The following is a 25,692-nucleotide window of genomic DNA, read 5'->3' as shown; positions in this document are numbered from 1 at the left end:
CCGGCTACCAGCTCACCGGCAACGACCGTACCCCGTGGACCGTGCTCATCGTCAGCGCGAAGCTCTCCGGCGCTCCGGTCAGCCGCAGACCCGGCAGGCGGTCGAAGAGGGCGGGCAGGCCGACCTGGAGTTCCGCGCGGGCGAGGGACTGGCCGATGCACTGGTGCAGCCCGTGGCCGAACGCCAGATGGCCGGTGGTGTCGCGGCGGACGTCCAGGGTGTCGGGGGCGGCGAAGACAGACGAGTCGCGGTTGGCGGCCTGGACCGCCACGACCACGCCCTCGCCCGCGCGGATGCGGACGCCCGCGACCTCCACGTCCTCGGTGGCGATCCGCCGCAGCCCCGAGTGCGCCACGGTCAGATGACGCAGCAGTTCCTCGACGGCTCCGGGCCACAGACCGGGCTCCGCGCACAGGGCGGCCAGTTGTTCCGGGTGGCGCAGCAGGGCCACGACCGCCAATGGAAACATGTTCGCGGTCGTCTCGTGACCGGCCACCAGCAACAGCGAGGCGATGCCGACGGCCTCGGGCTCACTCACCTCGCCGGTCGCCACCCGGTCCCGCGCGAGACGTGAGAGGAGATCGTCGGCGGGCTCCCGGGCGCGCCGGGCGAGCAGCTCACCCAGGTACGTGTGGAGGGCCTTGCGGGCGGCCATCATCTCCTTCGGCCCCGACGAGAGACTGCTGAACGCGTTCGCCTGCCGCTGGAAGAAGTCGTGGTCCTCGTACGGCACGCCGAGCAGCTCGCAGACGGCGAGCGAGGGCAGGGGCAGGGCGTACGCCTCCACCAGGTCGGCGGTCGCGGCGCCCTCCCCCGTCATGGCGTCGAGCAGTTCGCCGCAGATCCGGGCGATCGCCGGCCTCAGCTGTTCGATGCGGCGGAAGGTGAAATCGGGGATCAGGACGCGGCGCAGGCGGGTGTGCTCGGGTGGGTCCATCATGAAGAACTGGCCCGGTGCGCGGGGCGGCGACTGCGGGCGGAAGCCGGGGAAGCCCTCGCGGGTCGCGTCGGCGCTGAAACGGGGGTCGGCGAGGACCGCGCGGGCGTCCTCGTGCCGGGTGATCAGCCACGGGCTGTTGTCACCCCAGATCGTCACCCGCCGGATCGGCTCGGTACGCCACTTGGCGTACTCCGGGGACGGGTCGAGCAGCGGGCGGAGGGTGGGCAGGGGAGGGTGGTCGGTCATGCGCGCGACTCCTCTTGCGTCAGGCCCGCGAGGCCCAGCAGCAAAGACTTGATCTCGGTGGCGGCGTACGCCTTCCGGGCCGGCTCGCTCGTCGAGCAGAGCAGGACGGGACCGTCGTCGGGGTCGGCGGGAAGGCGGCCGTGGCTGCCGCGGACGCCGGCGGGGTTCAGCGGCACCGTGCTGATGCGGTAGCGGAATCCCAGCTTCTTGCGGGCGACCTGGCCGATGGCGCGCAGCTTCACTGCGGGGACCGAGTCGTCGTACAGCAACTCGGCGGGGTCGTAGCCGGGCTTGCGGTGGATCTCGACCTGGCGGGCGAAGTCGGGAGCGCGTTCGTCGTCGAGCCAGTAGTAGTACGTGAACCAGGCGTCGGGGTCGGCGACGGCGACGAGTTCGCCGGAGCGTTCGTGGTCCAGGCCGTGCGCGGCCTTGCCCTCGGCGTCCAACACCTCATCCACGCCGTCGAGTTCGGCCAGGAGCTTGGCGACCTCCGCCGTGTCGGCCGGATCCCTTACGTACACGTGGGCCACTTGGTGGTCGGCGACGGCGAAGGCCCGTGAGGTCCAGGGGTCGAGGTACTCCATGGTGTCCTGGACGTGCACCTGGAGCAGTCCGGCCCGGCGCAGGGCACGGTTGATGTCCACGGGACGGGACACGGGCGTGATGCCGTACTCGCTGAGGGCGACCACCGTGGCGCCCTCGCTCAGGAAGTGGTCGAGTAAAGGGCGCAGCGCGTCGTTGAGTTGGCGGGCGGCGCGGATCGTGGCGGGTGAGTCCGGGCCGGAGCGCTGCGGCTCGTAGTCGAGTTGGGGGAGGTAGACGAGGGTGAGGTCCGGGTCGTGCTCGTCGAAGACCTGGCGGGCGGCGCCCAGGATCCACTGGGTGGAGGGCATGCCGGCGTTGGGGCCCCAGTAGGTGAACAGGGGGAACGGCCCCAGGCGGTCGGTGAGTTCGTCGTGCAGGGTCGGCGGCCAGGTGTAGCAGTCGGGTTCCTTGCGGCCGTCGGAGTAGTAGACCGGGCGCGGGGTCACCGTGAGGTCGACGTCCGCGCCCATCGCGTACCACCAGCAGATGTTGGCGACCTTGTACTCGGGATCGGTCCTGCGGGCGGTCTCCCAGATCTTCTCGCCGCCGACGAGCGCGTTGTGCTGGCGCCACAGCAGCACCTCGCCGAGGTCCCGGAAGTACCAGCCGTTGCCGACCGCGCCGTGCCCGGCGGGCGGTTCGCCGGTGAGGAACGTGGACTGGACCGTGCAGGTCACGGCGGGCAGGACGGGGTCGAGCCGGGCCTGGAAGCCGCGCTCGCCGAGGGCGGCCACGGCGGGCATGTGCGCCAGCAGCTTCGGGGTGAGTCCGACGATGTCGAGAACGACGAGCCGGTGGGGTCGGTTGTTCATCGCCGGTGCTCCTCGATACTGGGCCCAAGGCTCATCGCTGGTTCTCCTTGAGAGTGGGCCGGGAGGCCGGTCAGGGGCTTCCCGGTGGGGCGGTGTCGCGGGCTCATCGCTGATCGTCCCTGAGGCCGAGGCCGGTCAACCGGTCGCGGGCCCAGGCGAGTTCGGCGGCGATGCCGCCGGGCAGGTCGGTGGGCGGTTCGGGCAGGACGGACCAGGTGTAGGTCTCGACCTCGATGTGGTCGCAGTCGGCGGAGGGCCCGCCGACCAGTCCGGCGAGGACCTGGCCCAACTGGTCGGCGGTGGTGCGCAGCGGCGGTTCGGGGTCGGCGTGCAGCGGGGCGTGGAAGTGGACGCGCCAGGGGCCGATGTCCGTGGGCAGGCCCCCGTCCAGCGCGTCCGGCAGATCGTCGACGCCCCGCACCTCCGGATCCCCCTGCTCGGCCGCCGTGTGCTTCTCCCGGTCCGGCCACCGGGCCGCCGTGCGCGTCTGGTGCAGGAAGCGTGGTTCCGCGAGGCGCCGCAGGGCCGCGCGGGCGGTGGGGTCGGCCGGGGCGGCGGCCTCGACCGCGCAGGACGCCTGGAGCTTGACGACCGGTAGGCCGGCCTCGGCCAGGCGGCGCAGGGCCGAGCCGGGTTCCTCGAACTGCACGGCGAGGTGGCAGGCGTCGAGGCAGACGCCGAGCAGTTCGGGGTCGAGGCCGCGCAGTTCCCGTACGGCCTGGACGGTGGTCTCCACGACGCAGCCGGGCTCCGGTTCGAAGCCGACGCGGACGCGGCGGCCGGTGTCCGACTCGATCGTGGTGAGCCCGGCGGCGAGCCGGTCCAGAGCGCGGCGGGCGGTGTCGGCGCGGTCCGGCGGCCAGGGCGTGCGCCAGGCCAGCGGCAGGGTGGAGACGCTGCCGCGTTCCGCGTCGTCGGGAAGGAGCGCGGCGAGGACACGGGCGCAGTCGAGGGTGTGGCCCAGACGGGCCTCGTCCGCCCAGTCGGGGAGGTAGACGTCCTTCTTGACCACTTCGCGGTGGAACCCGGCGTAGGGGAAGGCGTTGAGGGTGACGGTCTCCAGGCCCCGGGCGTGGAGTTCGTCCTTGAGGCGCTGCAAGTCGCCTGGTTCGGAGGTCAGCCGGGTGACGACGTCACGGGCGAGCCAGAGTCCGATGCCCAGCCGGTCGACGCCCAGCCGCTCCCGCACCGGTTCGGCGTGGTCGGCGAGTTGCGCGAGGACGCCGTCGAGGTCCTCCGCCTGATGGACGTTGCTGCAGTAGCCGAGGTGGACGGCGGTGCCGTCCGGGTGCCGTAAGCGCATGGGTGGATCCCTCACTCCCCGCCGCGCCGGACGGAGTTGCCCTGGTAACTCGACTCCTCGTCCGGCTTGGGCTCGTCGAGGTCCAGCCGTCCGCTCTGGCCGTAGAAGGCGACCGGGTTGCGCCACAGCACCCGGTCGACCGTGCCGTCGTCGAACCCGGCGGCGAGCATGGCGTCTGCGGTCTTCCGGGTCTTGAGCGGATCCGAACGGCCCCAGTCGGCGGCCGAGTTGATGAGGACTCGCTCGGTGCCGTGTTCCTGGAGGATGCTCACCATGCGGTCCTCGCTCATCTTGGTCCTGGGGTAGATCGAGAATCCCGCCCAGCAGCCGCTGTCGAGGACCATGCCGACGGTCAGCTCGTTGAGGTGGTCGAGGACGACGAGTTCGGGGGCGATGCCCGACTCCCGTACGACGTCCAGCGTCCGACGTGTCCCGGTGGCCTTGTCGCGGTGCGGGGTGTGCACGAGGGCGGGCAGTTCGTGCTCGATCGCGAACTGGAGCTGGAGCGCGAGAACCTCGTCCTCCTCCGGCGTCATGGAGTCGTAGCCGATCTCGCCGACCGCGACCACCCGGTCCTTGGCGAGGTAGCGGGGCAGTTCGTCCAGGACGGGTCGGCAGCGCGGGTCGTTGGCCTCCTTGGGGTTGAGGGCGATCGTGCAGAAGTGCTGGATGCCGAACTGGGCGGCCCGGTAGGGCTCCCAGCCGAGCAGCGCGTCGAAGTAGTCGTAGAAGCTCTCGGGCGAGGTGCGGGGCTGGCCCAGCCAGAACGCCGGCTCGACGACGGCGCGCACGCCGGCGGCGTGCATCGCCTCGTAGTCGTCGGTGGTGCGGGAGGTCATGTGGATGTGGGGGTCGAAGATGCGCACGGGCAGGCCTTTTCCTCGGGAGGTCCGGTCAACCGCGCCGACTGTGGCGGGGCGGTGACGAGGTGGGGAGGCGGCCGGACGGACACGGTGACCATGCGGAAGCCGTGGCCGCGCGGAGCGGTGGCTGCGGCCAGGCAGTACCTACGGAAGGCCGTGGCCAGGGGGAGGCAGTGGTTCGGAGGGAGGCAATGGCTAGGGGGAGGCCGCCCGGTGGAGGGCCTCCAGAGCGCGCTGGGCGGCCTCACGGCGTTCGGACGCGGCGGCCCGCGTCTCGGTGGTGAGTCCGTCGGTGAGCTGATCGGCGGCGGGGAAGGCTCGGACGACGGGCCAGATGTCCGCTGGCACGTCGCGCCCGGCGGCGACCCGCTCGCGTGCGAAGTCGGCCAGCATCCGGGCGAGTTCGGCGTCGGCCCGGGCGGGAAGCCCGTCGATCCGGGCCAGCGGGATCTCGTAGAACACGCACTTCAGCACGGCCTGCCGGTACTCGGCGTCCGGTAGCCGGGCCGCGCCGTACGGGCCGAGGGCGGCCTCGATGATGCCGTTGTCGTTGCCCCGCAGTGCTTCACGGACGAGCGGCAGGGCGAGGTCGCCGAGGGGTTCCCGGGCCGTGTCGCCGCCGTTCGGGGCGACGAGCAGCGGCAGGGTCCGCAGGACCGCCCGCTGTTCGGCCGGGTCGCCGTGGCGGTGCAGGCCCGTCAGTTCGTCGGCGAGCGGCTGTCCGCCCAGCGGCAGCGCGGTGAGCAGGACGGCGCGTGCGGCCTCGTCGACGGTCCAGTGCGCGTCCAGCCGGGCACGCCCGCAGCGTCGTCGGGCGGCGGGGAACAGTGTGCGTACGGCAGCGGGGCGTTCGGCGACACGGGCCACGGCCTCGTCGAGCCAGGTGCGTGCGGCCGGGTCCAGCGGGTGGTGGGCGAGGAGGGTTCGGGGGTCGGAGAGTTCAGCCGTCTCGGAGAGCGGCATTCCAGTGGAGACCATGACGGAACAACCTCCTGTGGGGTGGAGGACGTTGGGTGCGGGACATGGCGAGGGAACGACGTGACGGGGTCGGATGAGGTCGTTGGGCAGGGTCGGGTCAGGCCGTCGCCGCACGCAGGAAGTCGAGCGAGCGGCGGGCCACTTCGGGGGCGTCGAGGGCACCGCCCTGGATCTCCACGGAGACCAGTCCGCGGTGGCCGAGGTCCTGGAGGGCGGCAAGCACGGGTGGGAAGTCGATCTCGCCGGTACCGAGTTCGAGATGCCGGTGGACACCCCGCCGCATGTCCTCGATCTGCACGTTCAGCAGACGCGGAGCGGCGAGGCGGACGCACTCCAGCACGGTCCGGTCCTCGACACAGTGCGCGTGTCCCACGTCGAGGGTGATTCCGAACAGTTCGTGCCCGCCGACCAGGTCGGCGAGTTCGAGGCACCGTTCCACGGTGTCGACGAACATGTACGGCTCGGGTTCGAAGGCCAGCGAGACGCCGTACCCCTCCGCCGTCTCCAGGACGCTCGCGACGCCGGCCGCGAGCCGTTTCCACGCGTCCCGCTCCGGCAGCCCGCCCTCCGGCGCGGGGCCGCTGCACAGGTGGACGGTGGGTGAGCCGAGGTCGGCGGCGATGCGTACGGCCCGCCGCAGCAGGTCGATCCTGCGCTCGGCCCCGTCCGCCATGAGGGTCGGGTGGTGCTTGCCCCAGGGGTCGAGGAGGTAGGGTGCGCCGGTCTCCACGGTGACGTCCAGTCCGAGCCGGGCCAGGTCCCGGGCGATCGCGGCCACCCGCCGGGGCAGATCGTCCGCGTACGGGTCGAGGTGGCCGTGGTCGAGGGTGAGGGCGACGCCGTCGTAGCCGAGGTCGGCGAGGACCGCGAGGACGTCACCCAGCCGGTGGTTGGTGAAGCCGTTGGTGCCGTAGCCGAATCTGAGGAGTGTGGGGGGCGGGGTCATTCCGGCTTTCCTCCTGCGGAGGTTCGTGCTGTTCAGGTGGGGGATATGCGTCGGGCTATCCGCCGCGCGAGGGGGTGGACGACGCCGAGGGCCGCCGCCGCTGCCGTGGCTCCGCTCCGTGCGGTCAACGCCGCCTGCAGAGGCATCAGCCCGAGGATCCCGGCCCCGACGGCCCGCCGTACGTTCTCGCCCGACGGTTCCCGTACGGCACGGGCCTGAGCCGTTCCGTAGCTGCCGAGGTAGGCGAGGGCGCCCGCTGTCACCACGACGGCCCGGGCGGTGGCGGTGGCGCCGGTGCGCCCCTGAAGTCGCCCGGCACGCCAGGCGACGGCCGTGCGGGCGGCCGGGAGTGCCGTGGCGAGGGCGGTGGCCGTGGCGGCGGCGAGGGCCGCGGCCGGCAGCCGGGCGGGAGCGCCCGAGATCTCGTGACGGCTGAGGGCGGTCAGGGCGTATGCGTGGGCGCCGACCAGCGCGGCGGGGACGGCGCCGCGCAGTAGGGCGGCACCGGTCGCGGTCGTGGGGTGTGGTCCGCGCCCGGCGGCCAACGCACCCGCGAGGACGTCGAGGGCCCGCGCGGAGGCCATGGCGGCCGGGCCGGCCGGGGTGGACTTGAGCTTCAGGTCGTACGCCCAGACGGCGGCGGCCAGCGGAAGCGTTTGCATGAGGCTCCGGCGGCCCCCCGCGGCGGCGGCGAGCGCGAGGCCTCCTGCGGTCAGGGTGCCCGCGACGGCGAGGGCGGTGCGGCGCGGGACCCGGCCGGACGGGACGGGGCGCTCGGGGCGCTCGACCGCGTCGACCGTGGCGTCGGTGTAGTCGTTGAGGGCCATGCCGGCCCAGTAGAGGCAGACGGACGACCCCATCACGCCGACCGTCCGCACGCCCAGTGGGTGCCCTGCGGCGGCGGCGCCCGCGAGTACATCGCCCGGGACACTCAACGCGGCCGGAGCGCGGACGAGTTGCGCCAGGTCGGCGAGGCTCACGAGAGACCGCGAGCCCGAGCCCGGTAACGCTCTCCGATCTTTCATAGCGGCAACTTACCCAAGGAACTTGAACATTCACATAGAGGAGGTGTGAAGATCTTAGTTGATTCGTGATGTCATCCGGGATGTTGCTCGGCGCGTCGGCGAACTCAGGGTTCCTGCGAGCGAGTACGGGGCGGACGCCCATGGGGGACCGCACCCGGTGCGGGACCTACCGTGGACGGAGGAATCCCAGACCGGATGTCTGGCCGCGAACCAGCGGGTGTTCGACCGTGGCGCGGCGGGTGGTCGGCGAACACGTCTGGGGCTTCGCCGACTTCCGGACCCGCAACGGCATCCATCGTGCCGATGGCAACAGAAAGGGCGTCTTCACCCGGGAGCGTCGGCCGAAGGCGGCAGCTCGCGCCGTGCGGAGAGGTGGCGCGAGTCCGGTGGGCGCAAGCCGGCCGCTGAGTGCTGAGCCATCCCCTCAAGCGTCGGCGGAGGCACCTTGGTAGCGCTGGAGGAACTGCTCCACGAACGCGAGGGCCTCCGCGTGCCGGGTCGTCATGCTCATCGTGTTCTCCATCATGAGGATCCGGCCGAGGGCGTCCGTCAGCATGAGCAGGACGGCCGGGGACACCTCGGGGGCAGTTGGACACGCGTCTGTGTGAGGCGTCGGGTGAGCGCCTCCAACTGTGCCTCGCGGTAGCGCTCGGCGAAGACGGCGAGTTCGGCGCGGATCGTCTTGCGGTGATTGGCCAGAGCGGCGAACTCCGTGGTCAGTGCGTTGTCCGGGTGGCTGGCGATCCGCCACAGGGTGCGCAGCGGCTGCGGGCCGTCCAGCAGATGGATCACCCGCTCCATCTCCTCCTCGCCGCGCCGTTGCAGTACGGCGAGGAACAGATCGTCGAGCGTGCGGAAGTAGTGCAGCACCAGCGCCGGCGCCACCTCGGCCTCACGCGCCACCCGGCGGACGCCCACGGAGGCGTAGCCCTCTTCGAGCATCAGCCGCTCGGTGACGTCGAGCAGTACCTGGCGCGTCTTGGAGTTCTCGGTGCCCATACGACGAGGTGCGGCCATGCCGCTCATGGTCCTTGACCGCACCGGACAGCGCTGCTGAACGGTTGTTCAGCGCTCGTGTTGAACGCTCGTTCAGCATGAACGGGAGGCCAGTTGGATGGCTCGCTGTACGGGCACCCGCACCCTGCGCGTCGAGGACCCTCGGCTGTTGACCGGCACCGGCACCTACGTCGACGACGTCGTACGATCTGGCATGCTGCACGCCTGCTTCGTGCGCAGCCCCGTCGCGAGGGCACGCATCGCCGGAGCCGACGTGTCGGAGGCACTCCAACTGGACGTCGTGCACGCCGTGTTCCTCGCCGAAGACCTCAACCCCGGCGTGCGCAAGCAGTGGTACACGCTGAACGGGCGCGACGACCCGAACAACACCCCGCCCGCCGCTCGCCGAGGGCGAGGTGCGTTTCGTCGGAGATCCGGTGGCGATGGTCGTCGCGGTCGACCGCTACACCGCCGAGGACGCGGCCGAACTCGTCGTCGACTACGACCAACTGCCGCCCGTCGTCGACTACGCCACCGCGCTTGAGCCCACCGAGTCGATCCACGCGAGCCATCCCGGCAACCTGGTGGGCGAGCTCGCCGGACGCCCGATGGCGGACCTGGCACCCGTCTTCGAGCGCGCCCCGCATGTGGTGAGCGTGACCGTCCACCAGCAGTCCTACGGCCCCGTGCCGATGGAGACCCGCGGCATCGTCGCCGAATGGTCCGCACCTGCTGGGGAGATGACGATCTGGGCGGCGACACAGTCCCCGCACGAGGTCCGCTCCTTCTGCGCCCGGCTGCTCGGCGTCGACGAGCACCGGGTGCGGGTCGTGATGCGGGACACCGGCGGCGGGTTCGGGCAGAAGATGCTGCCGCAGCGCGAGGACATGTGCGTCATGCTCGCGGCCGTCAAACTGCCCGCCGCACTCAAGTGGATCGAGGACCGGCAAGAACACCTCCTCGCGGCCGGGCAGGCACGCCACGAGAGAGTGCTTGGTCAAGGCGAGCGGGCCCCTGCTCCTCGTAGCAGCGTGGAGAGCCCTCAGCCTGCTTTTCCCGCAAGAACCCTGCCGAGCGGGGTACTGCATGGGACGACTCGGTCGGAAGGGTCCGCTACTCCGTTCCGCACGAACTGATCGACAACCGGGTCTGGGCCCGGTTCCACGGCGACGAGCTCATCGTCACCGCGGTCGGCGAGGACGGCTCGGCCCGCGAGGCCGCCGGCCCCCGCGCGGCCGGACGGGCACCCCGGTCCTGGACGACATCCACTACCCGCCGCGGGGCGCAGGGCGCTGTCGGCTGCCGCCTCCAGCGACGCTGCTGGCGATTCCGGAAAACGGCTCCGTCCGCAGTTCCGCCGAACGCGCCGGACACCGGTGTGACCGGATGTGAGGTGGAGCCGGTGCACGGAGGGAGCGGACCCGATGGCGGCGGGGCGCGCGGGGTCAGCCGTCGATCGTCTGCACCGGGTCGTCGTTGAGACTGGCGGCCAGCCACTGTTCCACCGCCGTGATGTGGACGGTCGCGGCGGAGACGGCGAGCAGGGCGTCGCGTGATTGCAGCGCGCTGAGGATCTGCTCGTGGTCCTGGTGGGCGTTGTTCAGGGCGTGACTGGTCTGGCTGCCGCGGACGATGCGGACACGCTGGGTACGGGTGGAGAGCACCTGCAGCAGCATCGACAGCACGGGATTGCCGACCGCTTCGACGATCCTGAGGTGGAAGGCGATGTCGTGGGCGACGAACTCCTCCACGGTGGCGACGGTCCGGGACCGCTTGAGGATGTTGCGCAGTTCGTCGAGGTCCTCCGGTTTCAGCAGCGCGGCGGCCAGCCCTGTCGCCTGCGGTTCGAGCAGTCGTCGGACCTGGAGTAGCTGCAGAGCCGTGTGGCCCTGGGAGACGTCGGCGGCGAAGGAGAGGCTTTCCAGCAGGAGATGGGGTTCGAGGCTGGAGACGTATGTGCCGTCGCCCTGTCGGGTGATCAGGATGCGCATCGCGGTCAGCGCCCGGACCGCCTCGCGCAGGGAATTCCGGGACAGGCCGAGCTGTCCGGCGAGGATCTCCTCCTTGGGCAGCCGGGAGCCGGGCTCGAGTTCGCCGGCGACGATCATCGCCTTGATCTTGTCGATCGCCTCGTCCGTCAGTGCCACGGGCGTGCCTCTCTGAGTGGGGGGAGGGCCGGGTGGCGGACCGGCCGGGCTGAGCCGCCACCCGGCACGTGGTTATTCCTGCTTCTCGCCCGAGGCGAAGCGGGAGATGATCAGGGCGACGATGATGATGGCCCCGTTGAGGAACTGGTTCCACAGCGGAGGCACGCCGGCCAGTGTCATGACGTTCACGACCAGCTGGAGGGTCAGCACACCGGTGAGCGCGCCGAACACGGAGCCCTTGCCGCCGTTCAGGCTGACCCCGCCGATGACGGTCGCGGCGAAGACCTGGAAGATCCAGCCGCTGCCCTGGGTGGCGGAGATGGAACCGTAGTGGCCGCTGTAGAGGATGCCGGCGAACGCGGCGAGGACGCTGCCCAGGATGAGCACGATCCACACGATGCGGTCGACGCGGATGCCGGCGGTGCGAGCCGCCTCCGCGTTGCCGCCGATCGCGTACAGCGCCCGGCCGTGCCGCATCCAGGCCAGCGCACTGCCGGCGATCGCGAAGAGCAGCGCGCACACCCAGATCGCGGCGGGAACGCCCAGCCAGGACGCCCTGCCGAGATAGGTGAAGGAGGAGGGGAGCTCGACGATGGACTGGCCCTGGGAGAGGGCGACTTGCAGACCGCGGAGCATCGTCAGGGCGCCGAGGGTGACGATGAAGCCGTTGAGGCGCAGCTTGAGGATGAGGAAGCCGTTGACGGCGCCGATCACCGCGCCGATCAGCAGACAGAGCGGGACCGCCGTCCACTCGGGGAGCAGGCCGAGCCCGTTGAACCGGCCGCCGCTGGTCGGCAGGACGAGCCACACGGCGATGACCGGGGCCACACCGATCGTGGACTCCAGCGACAGGTCCATCCGTCCGGCGATCAGGATGAAGGTCGTGGCGAGTACCAGCAGGCTCAGCTCTGTGGACTGCTGGGCCACACCGATCAGGTTGTCGGCGGTGAGGAAGGCCGGCGAGACGATGAACCCGATCAGGCCCAGGACGAGGATCGCCGGGACCAGGGACAGTTCACGGAAGCGCCCGAGGTCGACCCGGCGGCGCGTGGCGTCCGCGGCGGCCGGCTCGGCCGCGCTCACTGCGGGCTCGGTGAGATCTGTGGTGGCGGACATGACTACCTTCCGTGCTCGTCCGCCCCGGATGAGGCGGTTGCGGGGGATGCGGTGGCGGGGGCCGGGGCACCGGCGACGCCCTCGATGGCCGCGACGAGGTGTTCGTCCTTCCAGCCGCGGGGGAACTCGGCGACCACCCGGCCGTGGAACATGACGACGACCCGGTCACAGACCCTCAGGTCGTCGAGTTCGTCGGAGACGATCAACGCGGCCTTGCCGCCATCCGCGATCTGGCGGATGCGGCCGAGGAGGAACTCCTTGGACTTGACGTCCACGCCGTTGGTGGGACGGATCGCCACCAGTACGTGAGGGTCGGTGGCCAGGGCCCGGGCGACGACGACCTTCTGCTGGTTGCCGCCGGAGAGCGCGGAGACGGGGGTGGCGGCTCCCGGGGTCTTGATGTCGAGGTCCCGGATCATGCGCCCGGCGAACGCCCTGGTACGGGCGGGCAGCACCGTGCCGAACGGGCCGAGCTGGTCGGTGACGGTCAGCGTCGCGTTCTCCGCCACGCTGCGGTTGTTCACCAGCCCTTGGAGGTGGCGGTCCTCGGGGACCAGCCCGACCCCGGCGGTGAGCGCGGACGGCACACTGCCGGCGCGCACGCTCCTGCCGCCGACCGTGATCCGGCCGTCCTTGGCGCGGTGCAGACCGGCGATCGCCTCACCCACCTGCACATTGCCGCTGGCGGTGGCGCCGGCCAGCCCGACGACCTCGCCGGTACGGACCGAGAGGGACATGTCCTCGCAGACGCCGGGCAGTGTGAGGCCGTCGATCGTCAGCAGTTCCTCGGCGTCCGACCGTGCGGCCGGGGGCCCGCCCACGGCGGCGGTGACCGTGGCGGCGGACTCGCCGGTCATGGCCTCCACCAGTGCCTGGTGGCCGAGTTCGGCGACGGGCGCGGTGAGGATGTGGCCCGCGTCGCGGTAGACCGTGACGGTGGTGCAGAGGTCGTACACCTCTTGCAGGTGGTGGGAGATGAACAGGAAGGCGACACCCTGACTCTGGAGGTGGTGGAGTTTGTCGAACAGCCGGCCGATGCCGCGGGCGTCGAGTTTCGCGGTCGGCTCGTCGAGGATGATGAAGCGTGCGCCGAACGACAGGGCCCGTGCGATCTCCACGAACTGCCGTTGCTCGACGGTGAGGTCCTTGGCCCGGGCGGTGGGGTCGACGGCCACGCCGTACTCCCCGAGCAGTTCGCCGGCGCGTCGGCGCAGCTGCTTCCAGCGGATGGGCTGGGCGGCGCCGGCGCTCTGCCGGTTCAGGAAGAGGTTCTCGGCGACGGTCAGCTCACCGATGATGGTGGAGCGCTGGTAGACACAGGCGACACGGGAGCGCCAGGCGTCGATGTCACCGAAGGCGGGCGCAGGCTCGCCGGAGAAGCGCAGGGTTCCGGTGTCGGGCTGCTGGAGGCCGGTGAGGATGGACACGAGCGTCGACTTGCCGGCGCCGTTGCGTCCGACCAGAGCGTGCGCCTCGCCCGGGGTGACGGTGATACGGGCGTCGCGCAGCGCGACGGTCGCGCCGAATCGTTTGCCGATGCCGGTCGCCTCGGCCACCGGGGCCGGGGTGCCGGGGCCGGTCGCCGGGGCGGTCGCGGTGTCCGCCATGGTGGGTACCGTCCTTTGCGTACGGAGGCTGGGGGCCGAGGGGCGCGGGCGTGCACCCGGGCCGGCGGGGCGGGGGAGGCGTCGGGGGACCGGGGCGGTGCTCCCCCGACGCGACGCGTGGGAACCGACGGTCCTCAGCCGACGTTGTTGCCCCACAGGGTCTTGTCGTCGACGTTGGCCTTGGTGATCAGCGGCGCGGGGAGCTGGTCCTCCAGGCCGTTGGACAACTTGATGATGGTGGAGTCGTGGTCGGTCGCACCCGGCTGGAAGGTCTTGCCCTCGGCCGCGGCCTTGGCGTAGTACAGCGCGTACTTGGCGTAGAGGTCGGCGGGCTGGGAGATCGTGGCGTCGATCTGGCCCTTGCGGATGGCGTCGAACTCCTGCGGGATTCCGTCGTTGGAGACGATGCTGATGTGGCCCTTCTGCCCGGCGGGCTTGAGCAGGTTCTTCTGCTCCAGCAGGGCCAGAGTCGGCTGCAGGAAGACGCCGCCCGCCTGCATGTAGATGCCGTTCAGGTCCGGGTTCTGGGCGAGGAGCGACTGCAGCTTGGCGGACGCCACGTCACCCTTCCAGTCGGTGGGCAGCTCGAACACCTTGATCTTCGGGAACTTGGTCTTCATGCACTGGGCGAAGGCCTCGGAGCGGTCACGTCCGTTGATGGAGTCCAGCGCGCCCTGAAACTCGGCGACCTTGCCCTTGCCGCCCAGCTGCTTGCCGAGGAACTCGCAGGCCTTGGTGCCGTAGGCCCGGTTGTCGGCACGGACCACCATGTAGACGTCGCCCTTGTCGGGTCTGGTGTCGACGCTGACCACGGGGATCTTCTTCGACGCGAGGGCGTCGAGGGTGGAGGCGATCGCGCCGGTGTCCTGTGGGGCCATGACGACGGCCTTGGCGCCGGTGTTCTCGAACACCTGGACGTTGGCGACCAGCTTCGTCACGTCGTTCTGCGAGTTGCTCAGCGGCAGCGCTCCGATGCCGTCGGTCTTGATGTCCTTCTTCACGTACTCGGCGTAGGAGTTCCAGAAGTCGGAGTCGGAGCGCGGCAGGTCGATGCCGATGGCGGGCTTGTCGCCGCCCGAGGCGGTGCTCGCTCGGTTGCAAGCAGTGGCGAGGGTCAGCACCGCGAGGACGGTGACGGCTGCGGCGGTGGAGCGGGTGTGAGCGAGCTTCATGGCCGTGTTCTCTCCTTAGCCAGGGGCGCAGGGCCGCAGGGCGACGGTGGGAGGGGATATGTATCTGCCTGTGGGGAGGGGCGAGGCCGTCGGACGGGCGGGTGCCGATCCGGCGAGGGAAGACGTGAAGACGGGTGGATCGCGCCGGAACGGCGGCTGTGAGGGGCGGCGGGGGACCGAGGACGCGGAGGCGAAGCGACCGCCGCGGACGAGCCGAACGGTCGCCCCGGCTGATACGGCTATTCCTCCGATGTATCTCGGACGTCGAGGACGTTACGACGACGTTGCCGCCGTTGACAAGAGTTCGCCCCCAGGGAATTTCCGGACATCGCGCGGCAGGGCCTCAAGGCACCGTTCCGACCTCCTGACGGCCCATCGATACCCGTGTGGCCTGCGTGTTCACCGACCCTGCCGGTGCGGCGCGCTGCGCTGCGGCAGCTGACGCTTCTGCAACGGGAGGCGCTTCCAGGTGTCACGGCCCCGCCGGGCGGACCGCCCGCGATGTTGGCCCGCCTCGCTCTCACCAGGGGAAGTAGGCCTGTGGCTCGGCTCTGGATTCATCGGATGGCGAGCCTTGTGCCGGTCTCGTGATCGTGCGTGACCTTCGGAGATCTACCCATTCTGGGGGCTTGAGCGGCAGCGCCGAGACAAATACATCCGAGGAATCCATTGCCAGCCTGCGATCCCCGCATTTAAGGTCGCCGTGCCGCCATTCATCCGATGACTGGCGATGTGCAGGAGCGAGGCGCTTCCGAACGGCCCGGTCCGGGGCATCGCAGGCGGCCCGGCCGACGGCCGACCACCCCTGAGACGAAACCCGTATGGCAAGGGAGTTCCCCAGTGAAACTGCTACGAGTCGGCGCTCCCGGTGAGGAGCGGCCGGCGGTCCGTACCGAGGACGGCCGGCTGCTGGACCTGTCCTCCGTGACCCGGGACATCGACGGCGTCTTCCTCGCCTCCGGGGGAGTCGACCGGGCCCGCGCGGCCGTCACGGCGGGGAAACTGCCCGAGCTCGACGAGGCCGGCCTGCGCATCGGCGCACCCGTCACGCGGCCCGGCAAGGTCGTCTGCGTCGGCCTGAACTACCGCGACCACGCCGCCGAGACCGGCGCGGCGATTCCCCCGCGTCCGGTGGTGTTCATGAAGGACCCGGGTACGGTCGTGGGGCCGTACGACGAGGTACTGATCCCGCGGGGTTCGGTGAAGACCGACTGGGAGGTCGAACTCGCCGTCGTCATCGGACAGCGGGCCCGCTATCTCGACGGTCCGCAGGCCGCGCGGGACGTGATCGCGGGATACGCGATCAGCCATGACGTCTCGGAGCGCGAGTTCCAGCTGGAGTACTCGCCGCAGTGGGACCTCGGCAAGTCCTGCGAGACCTTCAACCCGCTCGGCCCGTGGCTGGTCACCGCGGACGAGGTCGGCGACCCGCAGAACCTCGGGCTGCGCCTGAGCGTCAACGGCGTGAAGCGGCAGGACGGCCACACCAGCGACATGATCTTCCCGGTCGGCCACATCGTGGCGTACCTGAGCCAGTACATGGTCCTGCGACCGGGCGACGTGATCAACACCGGTACGCCCGCGGGCGTGGCCCTCGGCCTGCCCGACGCCCCCTTCCTGTGCCCCGGCGACACCGTCGAGCTCTCCGTCGACGGCCTCGGCAGCCAGCGCCAGACCTTCGCCCAAGCGTGAAAGGCAGCACCACCTTGACTCCGACCTCCGCCCGGATCACCGCCGTTGAGACCTACGACATCCGCTTCCCCACCTCACGGGAACTGGACGGCTCCGATGCGATGAACCCGGATCCCGACTACTCCGCCGCCTATGTCGTGCTGCGCACCGACGCCGGCGACGGACACGAAGGACACGGCTTCACCTTCACCATCGGACGCGGCAACGACGTCCAGGTCGCCGCGATCGACGCACTGCGGCCCCATGTCGTGGGCCGCGGCCTCCAGGAGCTGTGCGCCGACCCCGGCTCGCTCAGCCGCGACCTGATCGGCGACAGCCAGCTGCGCTGGCTCGGCCCCGAGAAGGGCGTGATGCACATGGCGATCGGCGCCGTGGTCAACGCCGTGTGGGACCTGGCCGCCAAGCGGGAGGGCAAGCCGCTGTGGCAGCTGCTCGCCCACGCCGACCCGGAGTGGCTGGTCTCCCAGGTCGACTTCCGCTACATCGCCGACGCCCTCACCCCCGAGGACGCCCTCACCCTGCTGCGCGAGGGCCGTACGGGCCTCGCCGAGCGTGAAGCGGTCCTGCTGGCGCGCGGCTACCCCGGCTACACGACCTCCCCGGGCTGGCTCGGCTACTCCGACGAAAAGCTCACCCGGCTGGCCAAGCAGGCCGTGGCCGACGGCTTCACGCAGATCAAGCTCAAGGTCGGCGCCGACGTGAGCGACGACGTGCGTCGGTTGCGCACCGCGCGGGCCGCCGTCGGCGACGACATCCGCATCGCCATCGACGCCAACCAGCGGTGGAACGTGGGCGAGGCGATCGAGTGGACCAAGGCGCTCGCCGAGTTCGACCCGTACTGGATCGAGGAGCCCACCAGCCCCGACGACGTCCTCGGCCACGCGGCGATCCGCCGGGCGGTCGCCCCGGTCAAGGTCGCCACCGGCGAACACGTCCAGAACCGCATCGTCTTCAAGCAGTTCCTCCAGACCGGCGCCATCGACGTCCTGCAGATCGACGCGGCTCGGGTCGGCGGGGTCAACGAGAACCTCGCGATCCTGCTGCTCGCCGCCAAGTTCGGGGTGCCGGTCTGCCCGCACGCCGGCGGTGTGGGGCTGTGCGAGCTGGTGCAGCACCTGTCGATGTTCGACTACCTGGCGCTGTCCGGCACCACCGAGAACCGGGTGATCGAGTACGTCGACCACCTCCACCAGCACTTCACCGCGCCGGTGGTCATCCGCGACGGCCACTACACCGCGCCGCTGGCCCCCGGCTTCTCCGCCACCATGCACGCCGAGTCCATCGCCGAGTACCGCTACCCGGACGGGACGTTCTGGGTGGCCGACCGCCCCGCTCAGGAGGACGTGGCATGACCGGTCTGTCAGGACTCAGGGCCGTCGTCACCGGAGGCGCGTCCGGTATCGGGCTGGCCACGGCCCGCGCACTGGCGGCGCAGGGCGCGGCGGTGGCCGTGCTCGACCTCGCTCCGGACGGCGTCGCCGGACCGCTGCTGGGGCTCCAGGCCGACGTCGGTGACGACGCCTCCGTGCGCGCCGCCGTGGACACGGCGGCCACCCGGCTGGGCGGCATCGACATCCTCGTCAACAACGCGGGCATCGGCGCGGCGGGCACCGTCGAGGACAACCCCGACGAGCAGTGGCACCGCGTCCTGGACGTCAACGTCCTCGGCATGGTGCGCGCCACCCGCGCCGCCCTGCCCCACCTGCGCCGCTCCGCGCACGCGTCCGTGGTCAACACCTGTTCCATCGCGGCCACCGCGGGACTGCCCCAGCGCGCCCTCTACTCCGCCAGCAAGGGCGCCGTGCTGTCGCTCACCCTGGCCATGGCCGCCGACCATGTTCGCGAGGGCATCCGAGTCAACTGCGTGAACCCCGGCACCGCCGACACCCCCTGGGTCTCCCGGCTGCTCGACGCCGCCGACGATCCGGAGGCGGAGCGCGCGGCCCTCAACGCCCGTCAGCCCCTGGGCCGACTGGTGACCGCCGAGGAGGTGGCGGCCGCCATCGTCTACCTGGCGAGTCCGGCCGCCGCGTCCGTCACCGGCACCGCGCTCGCGGTGGACGGCGGCATGCAGGGACTGCGGCTGCGCCCGGTGGACCGGTCGTGAGGACCACCGCGCTGGGCGGCACCGCCGTACCGGTCTCGGAGCTGGCACTGGGCTGTGCCGCCCTCGGCAACCTCTTCCACCCCGTCACCGACGAAGCCGCCCACGCCACGGTGGACGCGGCCTGGAACGCAGGCATCCGCACCTTCGACACCGCGCCCCACTACGGTCTCGGCCTGTCGGAACGACGGCTCGGCGCCGCGCTGCGCGAGCGCCCCCGCGACACCTACACCCTCTCCACCAAGGTGGGCCGGCTTCTCGTGCCGAACCCGGACGGCGGCGCAGGCGACGACCTCGCGAACGGCTTCGCCGTGCCTGCCACCCGCCGCAGGGTCTGGGACTTCAGCGCCGACGGAGTGCTGCGCTCCCTGGAGGCCAGCCTGCAACGCCTCGGCGTCGACCGCGTCGACGTAGCCCTGCTGCACGACCCGGACGACCACGCCGGGCAGGCGTTGCGCGAGGCGTATCCCGCACTGGAGCGGCTGCGCGCCGAAGGCGTGGTCGGAGCGATCGGCGTAGGGGTGAACCAGTCCGCCCTGCCGGCCCGGTTCGTTCGTGAGACCGACATCGACGTGGTGCTGCTGGCCGGCCGCTACACCCTCCTGGAACAGGACGGTCTCACCGAGCTGCTCCCGGAGGCGGCCGCCCGCGGCCGGAGCGTCGTCATCGGCGGGGTGTTCAACTCCGGGCTGCTCACGGCCCCCCGGCCCGGCGCTACCTACGACTACGCACCCGCTCCGCAGCCGGTGCTCGACCGGGCGCTGCGGCTGCTGGCGGTCTGCGAACGCCATGGCGTACCGCTGCGTGCCGTTGCGCTGCGCTTCCCGTTCGGACACCCCGCTGTCGCGAGCGTCCTGACCGGCGCGCGCACTCCCGAGGAAGTACGCGACACGGTCGAACAGCTGCGGCGCCCGATTCCGGACGCCCTGTGGGACGAACTGCGCGCCGAGGGCCTGCTGGACGCGGGCATCCCCGTCCCCGCAGCCACACCCGTGGGGGAAGCCATGCCGCCGAAGGAGCCGCCATGAAGGTCGCCCTGCACACCAAGGTCCGCGCCGACCGCGTCGAGGAGTACGAGACCGCGTACCAGGACGTGCCCGAGGAACCCACCGCCGCCATCCGTGCCGCGGGGGTGGGCGAACTGACGATCTGGCGCAGCGGAACGGACCTGTTCCACGTGCTGGAGGCCGAGGACTACCAGGCGATGATCGCCGAACTCGACAAGCCGCCCGTCAACATCGCCTGGCAGGCGCGGACGGCCGACCTGCTCGACGTCGTCCACGACCACTCCGCACAGGGCGCGGACGCCTCGCTGCCGGTGGTGTGGGAACTGTGACCGTAGCGGAGGCAGGGCCCGGCATCGCGGACGCCCACCACCACGTGTGGGACCTGTCCGTCCGCGACCAGGACTGGATCAGCGGGGACGAACCCGCCCCGCTGCGACGCGACTTCACCCTCGCCGACCTGGCGCCCGAAGCCCGCGCGGCCGGTGTCACCGCCCCCGTGCCGGTGCAGACGATCACTGTGCCTGAGAAGACCCCGGAGTTCCTGGCCCTGGCCGCGCGCAGTGACCTGGTCGCCGTGTGCAGGGCGAGCCGGACCCGCGCTGGCTCCTGCGCCCCGAGGTACTGCGCGGCCTGCCCGCGCTCGCCGAGGCGCAACTGGTCTACGACCTGGTGGTGCAGCCCCACCAACTCGCGCCGGCCGTCGAGCCCGCGGAGCGCCTGCCCGGCCTCACCTTCGTCCTGGACCACCTCGGCAAGCCGCCCATCGCGTCCGGTGAACTCGCCCCCTGGGCACGGCAGATCCGCCGTCTGGCAGCCCTGCCCGACACCGTCTGCGAACTCTCCGGCATTGTCACCGAAGCCGACTGGGCCTCCTGGACCATCACCGACCTCATGCCGTACGCCGACACCGTACTCGACGCCTTCGCCCCCCCCGGGCGGCTGATGTTCGGCTCCGACTGGCCCGTCTGCCGGCTCGCCGCCACGTACGCCGAGGTCATCGCCGTCACCCGCGCGCCGACCACCGGCTGGGCCCCTCCGAGCGCCACGACGTCATCACCGGCACGGCCGTGCGGACCCATCACCTGCCGGTCACCGCACGTCCGGCCCCGCACCAGGAAGCCCCATGCGCATAGCCCTCTTCATCACCTGCTTCAACGACACCATGTTCCCCCGCACCGGCCGGGCCGTGACCGCACTGCTGGAACGCCTCGGCCACACCGTGGAGTTCCCGCAGGGCCAGACCTGCTGCGGCCAGATGCACTTCAACACCGGCTACCGCCCCGAGACCGTGCCCATGGTGCGCCGATTCGCCGAGGTCTTCGCGGGCTACGACGCCGTCGTCGCCCCCTCCGGCTCCTGCGTGGGCATGGTGCGCGACCACCACCGTGTGGTGGTCGCCCAGTATGGCGACGCCGCCCTCGCCGAGGCGGTCGAGCACGTTGTCCCGACGGTGTACGAGCTGTCGGAGCTCCTCGTCGACGTCCTCGGCGTCACCGACGTCGGCGCCTACTTCCCGCACCGCGTCACCTACCACCCGACCTGCCACTCGCTGCGCATGCTCCGCGTCGGCGACCGGCCGCTCGAACTGCTGCGCGCCGTGAAGGGCATCGACCTCGTCGAACTGCCCGCCGCGGAGTCCTGCTGCGGCTTCGGCGGCACCTTCGCCCTGAAGAACTCCGAGGTGTCCAACGCCATGCTCGCCGACAAGATGCGCCATGTGCAGGACACCGGCGCAGAGTTCCTGTGCGCGGGTGACAACTCCTGCCTCACACACATCGGCGGCGGTCTGTCCCGGCTCCGTACCGGTGTCGGCACGAGGCACCTGGCCGAGATCCTGGCCTCCACGGAAGGGGACATACGGTGAGCGGCGCAGACAACGTCGTATGGCTGGGCACCCCGGCCTTCCCCGAGGCGGCGCGCACCGCGCTCGCCGACACCCGACTGCGGGCGAACCTGCGCCGGGCGACCGGCACCATCCGGGACAAACGGCTCGCGGTCGCCGCCGAACTGGAGGACTGGGAGGAACTGCGGGAGCACGCCGCCGCGGTCAAGCGCCACACCCTGCGCCACCTCGACCACCACCTTCTGCGTCTGGAGAAGGCGGTGACCGCCGCGGGCGGAGTGGTCCACTGGGCGGCGGACGCGGCAGAGGCCAACCGCATCGTCGCCCATCTGGTGAAGGTGACCGGCGAGGACGAGGTCGTCAAGGTCAAGTCGATGGCCACCCAGGAGATCGGCCTCAACGAGGCGCTCGCCGAGGCCGGCATCCGCGCCTACGAGACCGATCTCGCCGAGCTCATCGTGCAGTTGGGCGGCGACCGCCCCTCGCACATCCTGGTGCCGGCCATCCACCGGGGCCGCTCCGAGATCCGGGAGATCTTCCGGCGGGAGATGGGGGAGTGGGGCAGACCGGCCCCCGAAGGACTCACCGACGAGCCGCGCGACCTCGCCGAGGCGGCCCGGCTCCACCTGCGGGAGAAGTTCCTGCGGGCCAAGGTCGCCGTCTCCGGCGCCAACTTCGCGGCCGCCGACACCGGCACGGTGGTGGTCGTGGAGTCGGAGGGCAACGGGCGCATGTGCCTGACGCTGCCGGAAACCCTGATCACCGTCATGGGCATCGAGAAGGTCCTGCCGTCCTACGCCGATTTGGAGGTCTTCCTCCAGCTCCTGCCCCGCTCGTCGACCGGCGAGCGCATGAACCCCTACACCTCGCTGTGGACCGGTCTCGCCGAGGGCGACGGCCCCCGGAACTTCCATCTGGTGCTGCTCGACAACGGCCGCAGCGCCACCCTGGCGGACGAGGTGGGACGCCAGGCCCTCGCCTGCATCCGCTGCTCGGCCTGTCTGAACGTCTGCCCGGTGTACGAGCGCACGGGCGGCCACGCCTACGGCTCGGTCTACCCCGGCCCGATCGGCGCCGTCCTGACCCCGCAGCTCGTGGGAGTCGAGAACGCGGCCTCCCTGCCCTTTGCCTCGACGCTGTGCGGTGCCTGCTACGACGCCTGCCCCGTGAAGATCAACATTCCCGAGGTGCTGGTCCACCTGCGCGCCGAGGTCGTGGAGGCCAAACGCCGGGACCGGCTGCTTCCCACGCCCGAGGCGCTCGCCATGAAGGCCGCGGGCGCCGTGCTGTCCTCACCGCGTCGGCTGGCCGCCGTCCAGCGGCTGGCCGCAGCAGGAGCCCGGCTGGTGGCCCGTGACGGCCTGATCGGCGCCCTGCCCGGTCCGTTCGCCCGCTGGTCCGGCACCCGGGACACCCCGGCGCCGGCCCGGGAGTCGCTGCGCGCCTGGTGGCGCCGTACGAGGACACCCGTGAACGAGGACCGCCGCACGCCGACGGAGGGGAAGGAACGACGATGAACGGCCGCGAGACCGTCCTGAGCGCTGTTCGGGGGGCACTGTCCGCCGTTCCCTGTTCCGAGCACCCCGACGATGTACCCGTTTCGTCCGGTCGCCGCGCCGACCACGCAGGACCGGACGTCGTCGGACTGTTCGCCGAGCGTGCCGCCGAGTACCGCGCCACGGTGGTCCGTGTTCCGGCGAGCGGTGCCGCGGCCGCCATCGCTCGCGCGCTGGCCCGCACCGGAGCGCGGTCCGTGGTGGTGCCGCCCGGGCTTCCCGAGGATCTGGTTCCGGAGGGGCAGTGGTCACTGCTGGCGGATGTCCCGCCGCTGTCCGTCGGACAACTCGACGAGGCGGACGCCGTGGTCACCACAGTCGCCGTCGCCATCGCCGTCACCGGCACAGTGACCCTCGACCACGGGCCGGGCCAGGGGCGGCGCGCCCTGACCCTGCTGCCGGACCGGCACATCTGCGTGGTCCGGGAGGACCAGATCGCTCCCGACGTGCCCGAGGCGCTGAGCCTGCTCGATCCGTACCGGCCGTTGACCCTGATCTCCGGCCCGTCGGCCACCAGCGACATCGAACTGGACCGGATCGTGGGCGTGCACGGGCCGAGGACGCTGCACATCGTCGTGCTGGAGGATGCGTAACCGCCGGCGCGGGGACCGCACGGCTTTGCAGCGCGGCCACCCGGCCGCGCTGCAAAGCCGTGCTCGTTTCCACCGCTTGGCGGACCTTGACATTCATCCGATGTATTTGGTCGGCGAATTTGATTTCGGCGTGGTGAACAGGACTTTTCAGATTCGGTGTTCCCCGCTCTAGACAAGGGATGGGGCTGTGGCTGTTAATACATCCGATGTCCCTGGGAGTCGCTTGAGCCCCGCCGGACACGAGCCCCGTACTCCGCCGTCTGCGCGGACCAGCAGTCACCGACCCCCTGTGTCCTTCACCCTCCAGGAGCCGCACGATGTCCTCCGCACCCCTCAGCAGGCGCTCCCTCATCAAGGCCGCGGCCCTTGCCGGCGGTACCGTGGCGTTCGGTCTGCCGCAGGCTCTGTGGGCCTCCCCCGCCGAGGCCTACTCCGTCGCATCGAAAATGGACTGGTGGTACCAGGCCCGGTTCGGGATGTTCATCCACTTCGGGTCCTACGCCCACCTCGGCCGCGGCGAGTGGGCGTTCAGCGTCGAGAACTGGACCAAGGCCAACTACCAGAACCAGGTGACCACGGGGTTCAACCCGATCAGCTTCAACGCGAACACCATCGCCGACCTGGCCAAGAACGCCGGCATGAAGTACGTCGTGATCACGGCCAAGCATCACGAGGGCTACGCGATGTGGGACTCCAACGTCGCGGGCTTCACCGACGTCACCGGCTCCAAGCTGTACAACCTGCACGACTACAACGGTTTCCAGGCCGACCTGTTGGCCCAGCTGAAGACCGCCTGCGAGAGCCGGGGCATCAAGTTCGGGCTCTACTACTCGATCCTCGACTGGACCCACCCCTCCCAGACGTGCGACAGCGCCAGGGGCTTCTCCAACATGTCGTCGCTGAACGCCCGCACCGGCTACATCAACGACATGAAGGCCCAGCTCCAGGAACTGCTGGACCGCTACGACCCGGCCCTCCTGTGGTTCGACGGCGACTGGTGTGCCAACCCCTCCTCGCCCACGCTCGCCGACTGGTGGACCAAGCCCGACGGCGAGGACCTCTACGCCTGGCTGATGGCCCGCAAGCCGAACCTCGTCGTCAACGAGCGCGTCAAGCGGGACTTCGGCCTCGGCGACTACTCGGTCGCCGAGTTCGGCATCCCCGCCACCCCGCAGGACCGGCCGTGGGAGGTCTGCGCCACCATGAACGGCGCCTGGGGCTACAACGCGGGCAAGGAGAACCAGTACCGCTCTGCCCAGACCATCATCCAGGAGATGGTCACCGTCGTCTCCCGGGACGGCAACTACCTGCTGAACATCGGCCCCGACGGTGGCTTCAACAGCGACGGCAGCGCCAACGACGGCCACGTCACACCCGGGGCGGTGAACGTTCTGAACGGCCTGGCCTCATGGATGGCCACCCATTCCGACAGCATCTACGGCACCAGCGGCAGCCCCTTCGCGAAAGAGCCGTCCTGGGGCAAGGTCACCAAGAAGGACGGCAAGCTCTTCGCCCACGTCCTCAACTGGCCCACGGGCGGCACCCTGCAGATCCCGGCGGTGTACAACACGATCAACCGCGTCTACCTGATGAACAACCCCTCCGTCTCGCTCAACTACTGGGTCAGCGGCGGGCAGATCAACGTCAGCGTGCCGACCACGGCGCCCAACACGATCGACTCCGTGGTCTGCGTGGAGGTCAACGGCATGCCGGCCGTCCTTGCCAACGGCGTCTACCGGCTGGTCTGCGCCCAGAGCGGCAAGGCTCTCGACAACGCCAACTCCGGCGGCGAGGCCACCGACATCATCCAGTGGACGGTCAACGGCGGTACGCCGCAGCAGTGGACGGTAACCGACCTGGGCCACGGCTACTACAAGTTGGTCTGCGTCCGCAGCGGCAAGGCCCTCGACGACAACAACAGCACCTCCGACAACACGGTGATGGTGCAAAAGACCGACAACGGCAGCTACCAGCAGCAGTGGGCCGTCAGCGCGCTGGGCGGCGGCGCGTTCCGGCTCATCAACCGGCACAGCGGAAAGGCGCTGGACAACTCCAACCAGACCGCGGACCTGACCAAGATGATCCAGTGGACCCCCAACGACGGCCCCCCGCAGCAGTGGAACATGACCAAAGTCGGCTGAGCGTGCCCGGATGGCGCGCT

The 25,692-nt window shown here is 70.9% G+C and carries 25 protein-coding genes and 2 pseudogenes; 14 read left to right on the top strand and 13 right to left on the bottom strand.

Annotation, left to right across the window (positions count from 1 at the left end):
• Window positions 1–4: 4 nt before the first annotated feature.
• The 7 genes from AB0P24_RS21495 to AB0P24_RS21465 all read right to left on the bottom strand — a co-directional run bounded on the left by AB0P24_RS21495 (window position 5) and on the right by AB0P24_RS21465 (window position 7,653).
• Window positions 5–1,186 carry a cytochrome P450 gene (locus AB0P24_RS21495; RefSeq protein ID WP_365796247.1) on the bottom strand — a complete coding sequence of 394 codons (1,182 nt, stop codon included), beginning with the start codon at window positions 1,184–1,186 and terminating at the stop codon, window positions 5–7.
• Complete coding sequence (locus tag AB0P24_RS21490; RefSeq protein WP_365796245.1) at window positions 1,183–2,583, bottom strand: nucleotide pyrophosphatase/phosphodiesterase family protein; 1,401 nt, start codon at window positions 2,581–2,583, stop codon at window positions 1,183–1,185. Before AB0P24_RS21490 ends, AB0P24_RS21495 begins: the two co-directional genes overlap by 4 nt.
• A gap of 103 nt (window positions 2,584–2,686) precedes the next feature.
• Window positions 2,687–3,886, bottom strand: a complete 1,200-nt coding sequence (eboE, locus tag AB0P24_RS21485) for a metabolite traffic protein EboE (RefSeq protein ID WP_365796243.1) — start codon at window positions 3,884–3,886, stop codon at window positions 2,687–2,689.
• Window positions 3,887–3,897: 11 nt separating this feature from the next.
• A complete protein-coding gene (locus AB0P24_RS21480) occupies window positions 3,898–4,752 on the bottom strand; it encodes a TatD family hydrolase (RefSeq protein WP_365796241.1) in 855 nt (284 codons plus the stop codon).
• Window positions 4,753–4,944: 192 nt separating this feature from the next.
• Complete coding sequence (locus tag AB0P24_RS21475) at window positions 4,945–5,727, bottom strand: EboA domain-containing protein (RefSeq protein WP_365796239.1); 783 nt, start codon at window positions 5,725–5,727, stop codon at window positions 4,945–4,947.
• A gap of 97 nt (window positions 5,728–5,824) precedes the next feature.
• Window positions 5,825–6,673 carry a sugar phosphate isomerase/epimerase family protein gene (locus tag AB0P24_RS21470; protein WP_365796237.1) on the bottom strand — a complete coding sequence of 283 codons (849 nt, stop codon included), beginning with the start codon at window positions 6,671–6,673 and terminating at the stop codon, window positions 5,825–5,827.
• 32 nt (window positions 6,674–6,705) lie between these two features.
• The gene (locus tag AB0P24_RS21465) at window positions 6,706–7,653 is read right to left on the bottom strand and encodes an SCO3242 family prenyltransferase (protein WP_365796235.1); all 948 of its coding nucleotides are present in this window, start codon (window positions 7,651–7,653) and stop codon (window positions 6,706–6,708) included.
• Between the two features lie 113 nt (window positions 7,654–7,766).
• On the opposite strand from AB0P24_RS21465, the gene AB0P24_RS21460 reads away from it, so the two are divergent.
• Complete coding sequence (locus AB0P24_RS21460) at window positions 7,767–8,150, top strand: glycoside hydrolase family 2 TIM barrel-domain containing protein (protein WP_365796233.1); 384 nt, start codon at window positions 7,767–7,769, stop codon at window positions 8,148–8,150.
• Here AB0P24_RS21460 and AB0P24_RS21455 read toward each other — a convergent pair.
• Both AB0P24_RS21455 and AB0P24_RS21450 read right to left on the bottom strand, forming a co-directional pair.
• Window positions 8,123–8,254, bottom strand: coding sequence for a hypothetical protein (locus tag AB0P24_RS21455; protein WP_365796231.1), 132 nt, complete (start codon window positions 8,252–8,254; stop codon window positions 8,123–8,125). The two genes, AB0P24_RS21460 and AB0P24_RS21455, sit on opposite strands and share 28 nt — an antisense overlap.
• Window positions 8,248–8,715, bottom strand: coding sequence for a helix-turn-helix domain-containing protein (locus AB0P24_RS21450; RefSeq protein WP_365796229.1), 468 nt, complete (start codon window positions 8,713–8,715; stop codon window positions 8,248–8,250). The genes AB0P24_RS21455 and AB0P24_RS21450 overlap by 7 nt, the downstream gene beginning before the upstream one ends.
• A gap of 97 nt (window positions 8,716–8,812) precedes the next feature.
• On the opposite strand from AB0P24_RS21450, the gene AB0P24_RS21445 reads away from it, so the two are divergent.
• From AB0P24_RS21445 to AB0P24_RS21435, 3 genes and pseudogenes are all read left to right on the top strand, one after another.
• Window positions 8,813–9,238, top strand: a complete 426-nt coding sequence (locus AB0P24_RS21445) for a hypothetical protein (RefSeq protein ID WP_365796227.1) — start codon at window positions 8,813–8,815, stop codon at window positions 9,236–9,238.
• The gene (locus AB0P24_RS21440) at window positions 9,132–9,830 is read left to right on the top strand and encodes a molybdopterin cofactor-binding domain-containing protein (RefSeq protein WP_365796225.1); all 699 of its coding nucleotides are present in this window, start codon (window positions 9,132–9,134) and stop codon (window positions 9,828–9,830) included. Before AB0P24_RS21445 ends, AB0P24_RS21440 begins: the two co-directional genes overlap by 107 nt.
• Window positions 9,791–9,975 (top strand): annotated as a pseudogene (locus tag AB0P24_RS21435) (IS21 family transposase); the annotation flags it as partial. The gene AB0P24_RS21440 and the pseudogene AB0P24_RS21435, both read left to right, overlap by 40 nt.
• Before the next feature lie 164 nt (window positions 9,976–10,139).
• On the opposite strand, the gene AB0P24_RS21430 reads toward AB0P24_RS21435, so the two are convergent.
• The 4 genes from AB0P24_RS21430 to AB0P24_RS21415 all read right to left on the bottom strand — a co-directional run bounded on the left by AB0P24_RS21430 (window position 10,140) and on the right by AB0P24_RS21415 (window position 14,736).
• Complete coding sequence (locus AB0P24_RS21430; RefSeq protein WP_365796223.1) at window positions 10,140–10,841, bottom strand: FCD domain-containing protein; 702 nt, start codon at window positions 10,839–10,841, stop codon at window positions 10,140–10,142.
• Window positions 10,842–10,913: 72 nt separating this feature from the next.
• On the bottom strand, window positions 10,914–11,957 hold the full coding sequence (locus AB0P24_RS21425) for an ABC transporter permease (RefSeq protein ID WP_365796222.1): 1,044 nt from the start codon (window positions 11,955–11,957) through the stop codon (window positions 10,914–10,916).
• A gap of 2 nt (window positions 11,958–11,959) precedes the next feature.
• Window positions 11,960–13,564 (bottom strand): sugar ABC transporter ATP-binding protein, encoded by a 1,605-nt coding sequence (locus AB0P24_RS21420; RefSeq protein WP_365796221.1) that lies wholly within the window; start codon window positions 13,562–13,564, stop codon window positions 11,960–11,962.
• Window positions 13,565–13,698: 134 nt separating this feature from the next.
• On the bottom strand, window positions 13,699–14,736 hold the full coding sequence (locus AB0P24_RS21415) for a sugar ABC transporter substrate-binding protein (RefSeq protein ID WP_365796220.1): 1,038 nt from the start codon (window positions 14,734–14,736) through the stop codon (window positions 13,699–13,701).
• Between the two features lie 840 nt (window positions 14,737–15,576).
• On the opposite strand from AB0P24_RS21415, the gene AB0P24_RS21410 reads away from it, so the two are divergent.
• From AB0P24_RS21410 to AB0P24_RS21365, 10 genes and pseudogenes are all read left to right on the top strand, one after another.
• Window positions 15,577–16,428 carry a fumarylacetoacetate hydrolase family protein gene (locus AB0P24_RS21410; protein WP_365796218.1) on the top strand — a complete coding sequence of 284 codons (852 nt, stop codon included), beginning with the start codon at window positions 15,577–15,579 and terminating at the stop codon, window positions 16,426–16,428.
• A 14-nt stretch (window positions 16,429–16,442) separates the two neighbouring features.
• Window positions 16,443–17,780, top strand: coding sequence for an L-fuconate dehydratase (locus AB0P24_RS21405; RefSeq protein ID WP_365796216.1), 1,338 nt, complete (start codon window positions 16,443–16,445; stop codon window positions 17,778–17,780).
• Window positions 17,777–18,535 (top strand): SDR family oxidoreductase, encoded by a 759-nt coding sequence (locus tag AB0P24_RS21400; RefSeq protein ID WP_365796214.1) that lies wholly within the window; start codon window positions 17,777–17,779, stop codon window positions 18,533–18,535. Before AB0P24_RS21405 ends, AB0P24_RS21400 begins: the two co-directional genes overlap by 4 nt.
• A complete protein-coding gene (locus tag AB0P24_RS21395; RefSeq protein WP_365796212.1) occupies window positions 18,532–19,560 on the top strand; it encodes an aldo/keto reductase in 1,029 nt (342 codons plus the stop codon). Before AB0P24_RS21400 ends, AB0P24_RS21395 begins: the two co-directional genes overlap by 4 nt.
• On the top strand, window positions 19,557–19,868 hold the full coding sequence (locus AB0P24_RS21390) for an L-rhamnose mutarotase (RefSeq protein WP_365796210.1): 312 nt from the start codon (window positions 19,557–19,559) through the stop codon (window positions 19,866–19,868). The genes AB0P24_RS21395 and AB0P24_RS21390 overlap by 4 nt, the downstream gene beginning before the upstream one ends.
• Window positions 19,865–20,672: pseudogene (locus AB0P24_RS21385) on the top strand (amidohydrolase family protein). The gene AB0P24_RS21390 and the pseudogene AB0P24_RS21385 overlap by 4 nt, the downstream one beginning before the upstream one ends.
• Window positions 20,663–21,403 carry a (Fe-S)-binding protein gene (locus AB0P24_RS21380; RefSeq protein WP_365796208.1) on the top strand — a complete coding sequence of 247 codons (741 nt, stop codon included), beginning with the start codon at window positions 20,663–20,665 and terminating at the stop codon, window positions 21,401–21,403. The pseudogene AB0P24_RS21385 and the gene AB0P24_RS21380 overlap by 10 nt, the downstream one beginning before the upstream one ends.
• Window positions 21,400–22,899, top strand: coding sequence for a LutB/LldF family L-lactate oxidation iron-sulfur protein (locus AB0P24_RS21375; protein WP_365796206.1), 1,500 nt, complete (start codon window positions 21,400–21,402; stop codon window positions 22,897–22,899). Before AB0P24_RS21380 ends, AB0P24_RS21375 begins: the two co-directional genes overlap by 4 nt.
• Window positions 22,896–23,531: an LUD domain-containing protein gene (locus AB0P24_RS21370; protein ID WP_365796204.1), complete on the top strand. Its 636-nt coding sequence runs from the start codon at window positions 22,896–22,898 to the stop codon at window positions 23,529–23,531. Before AB0P24_RS21375 ends, AB0P24_RS21370 begins: the two co-directional genes overlap by 4 nt.
• A 317-nt stretch (window positions 23,532–23,848) precedes the next feature.
• Entirely contained in the window at window positions 23,849–25,672 is a 1,824-nt protein-coding gene (locus AB0P24_RS21365; protein WP_365796202.1) for an alpha-L-fucosidase, read from the top strand.
• Window positions 25,673–25,692 lie beyond the last annotated feature (20 nt).

This window comes from Streptomyces sp. NPDC086519 (genome assembly GCF_040686075.1).
GTDB classification, from domain to species: Bacteria; Actinomycetota; Actinomycetes; order Streptomycetales; family Streptomycetaceae; genus Streptomyces; species Streptomyces shenzhenensis.
Note: the sequence above shows the minus strand (reverse complement) of the source record. Positions and strands in the feature narration are given on the sequence as shown.

Excerpts from the sequence above, each read along its gene's own strand:
- AB0P24_RS21380 (WP_365796208.1), top strand. The coding sequence starts at position 20,663 with ATGCGCATAGCCCTCTTCATCACCTGCTTCAACGACACCATGTTCCCC.
- AB0P24_RS21495 (WP_365796247.1), bottom strand. The coding sequence starts at position 1,186 with ATGACCGACCACCCTCCCCTGCCCACCCTCCGCCCGCTGCTCGACCCG.
- AB0P24_RS21390 (WP_365796210.1), top strand. The coding sequence starts at position 19,557 with ATGAAGGTCGCCCTGCACACCAAGGTCCGCGCCGACCGCGTCGAGGAG.
- AB0P24_RS21445 (WP_365796227.1), top strand. The coding sequence starts at position 8,813 with ATGGCTCGCTGTACGGGCACCCGCACCCTGCGCGTCGAGGACCCTCGG.
- eboE (WP_365796243.1), bottom strand. The coding sequence starts at position 3,886 with ATGCGCTTACGGCACCCGGACGGCACCGCCGTCCACCTCGGCTACTGC.
- AB0P24_RS21475 (WP_365796239.1), bottom strand. The coding sequence starts at position 5,727 with ATGGTCTCCACTGGAATGCCGCTCTCCGAGACGGCTGAACTCTCCGAC.
- AB0P24_RS21420 (WP_365796221.1), bottom strand. The coding sequence starts at position 13,564 with ATGGCGGACACCGCGACCGCCCCGGCGACCGGCCCCGGCACCCCGGCC.
- AB0P24_RS21460 (WP_365796233.1), top strand. The coding sequence starts at position 7,767 with ATGTCATCCGGGATGTTGCTCGGCGCGTCGGCGAACTCAGGGTTCCTG.
- AB0P24_RS21450 (WP_365796229.1), bottom strand. The coding sequence starts at position 8,715 with ATGGCCGCACCTCGTCGTATGGGCACCGAGAACTCCAAGACGCGCCAG.
- AB0P24_RS21490 (WP_365796245.1), bottom strand. The coding sequence starts at position 2,583 with ATGAACAACCGACCCCACCGGCTCGTCGTTCTCGACATCGTCGGACTC.
- AB0P24_RS21470 (WP_365796237.1), bottom strand. The coding sequence starts at position 6,673 with ATGACCCCGCCCCCCACACTCCTCAGATTCGGCTACGGCACCAACGGC.
- AB0P24_RS21425 (WP_365796222.1), bottom strand. The coding sequence starts at position 11,957 with ATGTCCGCCACCACAGATCTCACCGAGCCCGCAGTGAGCGCGGCCGAG.
- AB0P24_RS21400 (WP_365796214.1), top strand. The coding sequence starts at position 17,777 with ATGACCGGTCTGTCAGGACTCAGGGCCGTCGTCACCGGAGGCGCGTCC.
- AB0P24_RS21455 (WP_365796231.1), bottom strand. The coding sequence starts at position 8,254 with ATGCTGACGGACGCCCTCGGCCGGATCCTCATGATGGAGAACACGATG.
- AB0P24_RS21370 (WP_365796204.1), top strand. The coding sequence starts at position 22,896 with ATGAACGGCCGCGAGACCGTCCTGAGCGCTGTTCGGGGGGCACTGTCC.
- AB0P24_RS21365 (WP_365796202.1), top strand. The coding sequence starts at position 23,849 with ATGTCCTCCGCACCCCTCAGCAGGCGCTCCCTCATCAAGGCCGCGGCC.
- AB0P24_RS21415 (WP_365796220.1), bottom strand. The coding sequence starts at position 14,736 with ATGAAGCTCGCTCACACCCGCTCCACCGCCGCAGCCGTCACCGTCCTC.